Source organism: Sphaerimonospora mesophila (assembly GCF_001417795.1).
Taxonomy (GTDB): Bacteria; Actinomycetota; Actinomycetes; order Streptosporangiales; family Streptosporangiaceae; genus Sphaerimonospora; species Sphaerimonospora mesophila.
This window is the reverse complement of the sequence record NZ_BCBX01000058.1, coordinates 51,652-58,074: the sequence shown is the minus strand read 5'-3', so window position 1 is coordinate 58,074 and position 6,423 is coordinate 51,652. Positions and strand designations below refer to the sequence as shown.

Annotated in this window: 5 protein-coding genes, 1 tRNA gene and 1 pseudogene; 4 read left to right on the top strand and 3 right to left on the bottom strand. The window is 68.9% G+C overall.

Annotation, left to right across the window (positions count from 1 at the left end; genetic code table 11):
* A pseudogene (locus tag AP234_RS37510) lies at window positions 1-333 on the top strand (IS982 family transposase); the annotation flags it as partial.
* 20 nt (window positions 334-353) lie between these two features.
* Here AP234_RS37510 and AP234_RS35605 read toward each other — a convergent pair.
* Both AP234_RS35605 and AP234_RS32240 read right to left on the bottom strand, forming a co-directional pair.
* Window positions 354-1,463 (bottom strand): helix-turn-helix domain-containing protein, encoded by a 1,110-nt coding sequence (locus AP234_RS35605; protein WP_055483541.1) that lies wholly within the window; start codon window positions 1,461-1,463, stop codon window positions 354-356.
* A gap of 1,135 nt (window positions 1,464-2,598) precedes the next feature.
* A tRNA-Ile gene (locus AP234_RS32240) sits at window positions 2,599-2,675 on the bottom strand.
* A 283-nt stretch (window positions 2,676-2,958) separates the two neighbouring features.
* On the opposite strand from AP234_RS32240, the gene AP234_RS32235 reads away from it, so the two are divergent.
* The 3 genes from AP234_RS32235 to AP234_RS32225 are packed head-to-tail and all read left to right on the top strand — an operon-like array spanning window position 2,959 to window position 4,821.
* Window positions 2,959-3,354, top strand: coding sequence for a TraR/DksA C4-type zinc finger protein (locus AP234_RS32235; protein ID WP_055483539.1), 396 nt, complete (start codon window positions 2,959-2,961; stop codon window positions 3,352-3,354).
* On the top strand, window positions 3,318-3,899 hold the full coding sequence (lspA, locus tag AP234_RS32230) for a signal peptidase II (RefSeq protein ID WP_083502624.1): 582 nt from the start codon (window positions 3,318-3,320) through the stop codon (window positions 3,897-3,899). The genes AP234_RS32235 and lspA overlap by 37 nt, the downstream gene beginning before the upstream one ends.
* Window positions 3,892-4,821 carry an RluA family pseudouridine synthase gene (locus tag AP234_RS32225; protein WP_055483538.1) on the top strand — a complete coding sequence of 310 codons (930 nt, stop codon included), beginning with the start codon at window positions 3,892-3,894 and terminating at the stop codon, window positions 4,819-4,821. The genes lspA and AP234_RS32225 overlap by 8 nt, the downstream gene beginning before the upstream one ends.
* On the opposite strand, the gene AP234_RS36855 is transcribed toward AP234_RS32225, so the two are convergent.
* Window positions 4,805-6,400: a serine/threonine-protein kinase gene (locus AP234_RS36855; RefSeq protein ID WP_152990739.1), complete on the bottom strand. Its 1,596-nt coding sequence runs from the start codon at window positions 6,398-6,400 to the stop codon at window positions 4,805-4,807. The genes AP234_RS32225 and AP234_RS36855 overlap by 17 nt on opposite strands.
* Window positions 6,401-6,423: the final 23 nt, after the last annotated feature.

Sequence of the window (6,423 nt, the reverse complement as noted above, 5' to 3'; positions counted from 1 at the left end):
GACACGGGTCTGCTGCTGATCGCCGATAAGGGGTTCACCTCCAGGGAGTTCGAGCGATCACTATCCGCTCAGAGCATCACGCTGCTGCGACCCTCCCTCAAGAACGGGGCCTCACGCCCCGGACAGCCCCTGCTGAAGAAGGTGCACCAGCTCATCGAGCCCGTGAACGACACCTCCAAAGGCCAGCTTGACCTGGAGCAACACGGCGGCCGCACCCGGGAGGGAGTGGCGGTCTGCGTCGCCCAGCGCGTTTTAGCGCTGGCCGTGGCGATCTGGCATAACTTCCAGACCGGGCAGGCGGTCAGCCGTTCACTGACCGCCTATGATTACTGACCGTATTCGGATTTGATCGTCTAGTCACGGACTTGTTGTATGCGCAGTTGACGCCAGGCCGTGGCCCAACGCTCTACATCGTCCCCGCTGCCCCCGCATGCTCGGATGAACGCCTGGAGGACTTCGGATCTCGGCAAGATGCTCTGCGTGAAAGTTCGATGTAAGCGGGTGAGCGAGAGCGTCCCGCCGGAACGGCGGACCAACTCTCGGTACGACGGGTCCCCTGCCCAGATCCGGTAGCGCCGCATCTGGTCGACCAACTCTTCGGGAGTGCTGGCGGTGAGGGGGTCGGGCTTGAGCTCGCGCGTAGGGATGGTTTTGGTGTGCTGGGGGCGGCGGTGGGCTGGTTTGTCGAGCTGGCCGGGGTGCAGGGTGTAGACGTTGCGCAAGCGTTCGATGTCGAAGTCGTCGGGATTGATGGGCTTGCGGCTGAAGGTCAGTAGGCCGAGGTCGCGCAGGTCGTTGATGCCCTTGGTGCGGGTGTCAGTGCTGAGGTCGTAGCGCTCCGCGAAGGCTTTGGGGCTGATCCAGACGTGGTGGAGTGGTTCGGTGAGTTCGGTGGGCCAGTACTGGTCGAGCAGGATCAGGTACATGGCCAGGCCGGCTCCGGTCATGAGCTGGATGTAGCCGTTGGTCCACAGGGTTGCGGGGAGCTGGACGTAGAGGTGCCGGAGGCCTTCGGGGGTGTTGCGGTGTGCTTTGGCTGCGGCGCCGGGGGCGACGTAGGGGCTGCCGTCGCCGGTTTCGTTCAAGACGGTGACGGCGTTGGCGTGTCCCGGGTGGGCCTTGACGGTGATGAAGCCGTGCCTCTCCAGCCATGCCTGCGCCTCGTTGATGCGGCGGGCCCCGGTAGTGGCCGCTTGGGGGAGGTCAAGGAGCTGGGCCCATGCCTGTGCGGGATGGGCGAGCGGGGTGGCCTGGTCGCTGGTCTGCATCCACAGGTAACTGAGGAACAGCTTGAGCCGGACCTGGCCGCCGCGGCCGCCGCGCAGCATCCGGGCGAGCGGCGGTGCTTCGCTGCTGCTGGTCTCGGCGTCGGGGCGGGCGATGAATGACAGGCGCAGTTGGGCGCGGCGGCGGGCGCGACGGGAGGCCTTCTCGGCTTGGTCGAGCGCGGTCGCCGAGGGCATCTCCGAGAGCGGTTCACTGCCCCTGCGAGAAGGTCGCGTCGCTTGCGCCGGAGCAGTCTCCGTAGTCATCAGTCATTCCTAGTATGGAGAAGTATTTACTAGTTACATAGTAGCGGCTGAGAAAGTGCTGGTAAAGCCGGTGCAAGCGTAGGAGTCAAGCTTGGTCTAAGGGTAGCCTGAACGGTACAAACGTAGGGGGTTATCCGTCCAATACACATGAAGCGGGGGTTGCAGGCGGTTCAAGGCAGGGTAAAGTAGTCGTAGCTCCGGCACCGCGGACACTAGTTGCCCCGGGGGTGCTCCCCGGGAAGACGGCCGACCTCGAGCAGGAGTTACGGGTTACCTGGCCCGGACATGGGAGCCATAGCATCGAGTCGTCCTTTGGAGAAGAGGCTTCACGAGGCATGGTGACGGGTTCGGGTTCTTCTACCGGTTGTGCCCCGGTACCCACCCGCTAGGGCATCCGGGCTGAAGGTCACCATCAAGTTGATGGTGACCTTCAGCATGTCCGGTTCCATAGCCCTACCGCAGTGCGAGGAGACGATCCCCGAGATCGCCAAGAACTTCGGTGCCGGCCCATCGGACCTGACCGGGGATGCAGGGCAGGCACGGGCTAGGGCGACCACGTCGGCGTGGACCGGATGGTCTAACACGGCCATGATCTGGCGGTATGGCCCCATGTAGCGGCTTCAGCAACGCGACGTTCTCCATCGGCGTGGTAAACCTGAGCCGCCCCAGCCACTGGAAGGTGCCGCCGACCGGCTCGCTGACGCCGACCCCCGCCGGGCTGCTGCCTGAGTGGTACACCGGGAGGACCGATCGGCGTGAGGCCGCGTCTCACTCCTACAGGTTCCGCAGCAGGGCCCTTCACTCGGTTCCGACACCTCGCCGACAGCCTTGAATTCGTCGGTGAGGTTGGTGCCGTCGACGGACGGTACTGCCGCGTTGGTAGGTGCTCGCTTGAACACCATGGCCATACAGCTCCAGACGGACATCGCGATCAAGGTGCCCGTGAAAACTTACTTGAACTCGTTGGTGCCCGCTGGTGACGGTGAGCGCGACGGTCAAATGACGGTCAAACGATCAAGAGGCCAGGTCCATGATCTTGGGAACCGGCCTCTGAGCTGGGGTTTTATGGTGGGGCTACCTGGACTCGAACCAGGGACCTCTTCCTTATCAGGGAAGCGCTCTAACCGTCTGAGCTATAGCCCCGTACGAACGTCTGTGGCGCCATCGTAGCGTACCCGCCGTCCTGAGTGACTCCTCGCGCAGCGGGTAACGCGGGTGGGTAAGAGAGGGCACGCCTGGGAATACGTGGGAGGAACATACGGAGATGCCGCGATTGTTGTGGGGGTAGGCGCCTGCGGGCGCCGCGCGTCTTCGTGGAAGTCCAGGTGACGGGGAGGAACCGGAGCGATGCGCCGCCGGTCGCCCCCGGCCCGCCTGGACCTGCCCATGTGCTCGATCACCGCTCCTTGATAGAAGGGGGCCCGCAATGGCCACGCGCACGGCGAGAACCGCCGCCATCGAAGACATCTGGTCCGAGGACGAGCTCGCCGAGGTCCGGGAGCGGCTACTGCACGAGGTCGATGAGCTCAACGCGGACATCGCCCGCGCGGAGGCGCAGCTGGCCTCGGGAGACGTCAGCCAGGGCGCCGGGGACGATCCCGCCGATGCCGGGGCGAAGACATATGAGCGCGAGCGTGAGATCGCCCTTACCCTGAATGCGCGAGAGTTGCTCGCGCAGAATGAGCGGGCGATCGCCCGCGTCGACGCAGGGACCTACGGAGAGTGTGAATCGTGCCACAAGCCGATCGGCAAGGAGCGCCTTCTGGCGTTCCCGAGGGCGACGCTGTGCGTAGCGTGCAAGCAGCGGGAGGAACGCCGCTGAGTGAGGGGTCGCCGACCCGCCCCCCTCGTGGCCGGAGGATCGCCCTCCTCGCCACGCTGGCGGCGGTGATCTACGCACTCGACCTGGTGACCAAGTTCCTGGTGGTGGAGTTCCTCGAGGACAGGGAACCCGTCGTCCTCATCCCGGGTGCCTTGGTGCTGAACGTGATCCGCAATCCCGGCGCGGCGTTCAGCATGGGCACCGGGCTGACCGTCGTGTTCTCCCTGATCGCCACGGGCGTCGTCATCGCGATCATCCGTACGGCACGGCGGCTGCGCAGCCTGCCCTGGGCGATCACGCTCGGCCTGCTGCTCGGCGGGGCCATGGGCAACTTGACGGACCGGATCTTCCGCGCGCCCGCCCCGCTCCAGGGTCACGTCGTCGACTTCGTCCAGGTGTTCCCCGCGACCCGGTTCCCGGTGTTCAACGTCGCGGACTCCGCGATCGTGTGCGGGGGCATCCTGGCTGTGTTCCTCGCCTGGCGGGGTTTCCAGATCGACGGCACGCGGCAGGACCAGCAGGAGGAAGAGAGAGCCGATGGGTGACCGGCGAAACCTGCCCGTGCCGGACGGCCTGGAGGGCGAGCGCCTCGACGCCGCCCTGGCCCGCCTTTTCGGCTTCTCCCGGACCCGGGCCGCGGAGCTGATCGCCGCGGGCGAGGTGCTGCTCGACGGATCCGTACCGACCAAGTCCGACCGGGTGCACGCGGGAGCGTGGCTCGACGTGACGATCCCGCCGCCGCCCGACGCCCCGATGCCCGTGGCGGAGCCGGTGCCGGGCATGACGATCATCCATGAGGACGACGACATCGTCGTGGTGAGCAAGCCCATCGGCGTGGCCGCGCACCCGACCGTCGGCTGGACCGGCCCCACCGTGCTCGGCGGCCTGCTCGCCGCCGGGCACCGGGTGGCCACGAGCGGGGCGGCCGAACGGCAGGGCATCGTCCACCGCCTCGACGCGAACACCACGGGCGCGATGGTCGTCGCCAAGAGCGAGTACGCCTACTCAAGGCTCAAGCGGGCGTTCAAGGAGCGTACGGTCGACAAGCGTTACCACGCGCTCGTACAGGGCCACATGGACCCGCTGCGTGGCACCGTCGACGCGCCGATCGACCGGCATCCGTCCGGTGACGGGCGGTTCGCCGTCGTCGCGGGCGGCAAGGACTCGGTGACCCACTACGACACGATCGAGGCGTTCCGGGCGGCGTCCCTGCTCGACATCAAGCTGGAGACCGGCCGGACCCATCAGATCCGGGTCCACCTGTCCGCGCTCCGGCACCCCTGTGTCGGCGACTTCCTGTACGGAGCCGATCCCACCCTGGCCGCCCGCCTGGGCGTGGCCAGGCAGTGGCTGCACGCGGTGTCGCTCGCGTTCGAGCACCCGTCGACGGGGAAGTGGATGTCGTTCACCAGCGAATATCCGGCCGACCTGGCCCACGCGCTGGAGATCGTCAGCGCCGAGAGCTGATCGACTCGCCGTCGCCGTCGCCGTCGCCGCGCCCGCCGGGGCCGCCCGTGTCGCCGTTTCCGGCGCCGTCGCCCTCGGAGGGCTCGACCTTGCCGCTCTTCGGGCCGTCGTCGCCGCTCGGCGACGGTGTGCTCCCGCCGGAGCCGCGCCCCTCGGACCTGTCGGCGTGTGTCGGCTTTCCGCGGTGTGTCGGCTTCCGTGAGGGCTTGCGGGACCGTTCCGCGTCGCGCCGCCGATCGGACCCCGTCTCCGATCTCGTCTCGGACCCCGTCTTGGCCCCTGCCCGGGAACCGGTCGCCGGGCCGGGTGCCGGGCGAGCACGCTGGTCGGCCACCGTTCGCGCCTCCGGCCGCCCACGCGGCCCGGCGGCGGGCTCGGCCGCCGGGGGCGAGGCCGTCCTGGTGGCGTAGACCGTCACGGTGGGCGTGCTGATCGAGGACCCGGGCACCTGCGCCGCGTCGGTTCTCGCGGTCACGAAGGCCAGTCCGCCCACGGTCAGACCGACGAGCGCGATCAGGGCCGTCGCGCCGACCGCGGCGTGCCACGGTGTCCCTCCGGTCCGGGACAGCGCCGGCGGCGGTGGCGGTGGCTCGTCGAACCGGCCGTACGGCCGGGAGCCGTATCCGGGCGTCGAGGGGACCGGGGTGGGCTCTGTGGCCTCGGCGGCGGCGCCCGGGCGCGGGGCGCCCCGGGGACGCGGCCGTTGCGCCGGCACGAGGGGACCGGTCGGCGCCCCGCCGCCGGTCGAGCGTCCGGTGGCCACGCCGTGCAGGTGCCGCGCCGCCTCCTCCGCCGTCATCCGATAGGCCGGGTCCTTGGCGAGCAGGCCGTTGATCACCGGTGCCAGGGGTCCGGCGCGGTGCATCGGGCCGGGCGGCTCGTACATGACGGCGGCCAGCGTCGCGAGCGCGTGCCCGCGGTGGAACGGCGACCGCCCCTCCGCGGCCAGGAACATCGTCACGCCGAGAGACCACAGGTCAGACGCCCGGTCGGCCCGCGCGCCCGCCGCCCGCTCCGGGGCGATGAAGGCGGGCGTGCCCACCAGCATGTCGGTGTGCGTGAGCGGAGCGTCGTCGTCCATGGCGGCGATGCCGAAATCGGTGAGTACGGCACGGCCCTCGTCGGTGATGAGCACGTTGTCGGGCTTGACGTCGCGATGCAGGACGCCGGCGGCATGCGCGGCGCGGAGGGCGGCCAGGACCTGTGCGCCGATCTCGGCGACCCGCCGGGGCGGCAGCGCGCCCTCCTCCCGGATGATCGACCCCAGGGTGCGCGAACGCACCAGCTGCAGCACGATCCAGGGGTGGCCGCCCTCCTCGAACACGTCGTACACCGCCGCGACGCTCGGATGGCTCAGCCGTCCGGCGGCCCTCGCCTCCCGGAACGTCCGTACGATGAAGGTCTCCCGGTCCGGCCCGGTCAGCCCGGCCGCGCCCCGGAGTTCCTTGACGGCGACGTCTCGTTCCAGCACCTGGTCGACCGCACGCCACACGACTCCCATGCCGCCGCGCCCGAGCGGCTCGATCAGGCGGTAGCGCCCCGCCACGACTCGTTGTGAGGTCGTCTGCGCATCAGCCATGGATCTCGCGCTACCCAGAGCCT

Bases quoted from the DNA above. Each gene is read 5' to 3' on its own strand.
- AP234_RS35605 (WP_055483541.1), bottom strand. From the start codon at position 1,463: ATGCCCTCGGCGACCGCGCTCGACCAAGCCGAGAAGGCCTCCCGTCGC.
- AP234_RS32235 (WP_055483539.1), top strand. From the start codon at position 2,959: ATGGCCACGCGCACGGCGAGAACCGCCGCCATCGAAGACATCTGGTCC.
- AP234_RS32225 (WP_055483538.1), top strand. From the start codon at position 3,892: ATGGGTGACCGGCGAAACCTGCCCGTGCCGGACGGCCTGGAGGGCGAG.
- AP234_RS36855 (WP_152990739.1), bottom strand. From the start codon at position 6,400: ATGGCTGATGCGCAGACGACCTCACAACGAGTCGTGGCGGGGCGCTAC.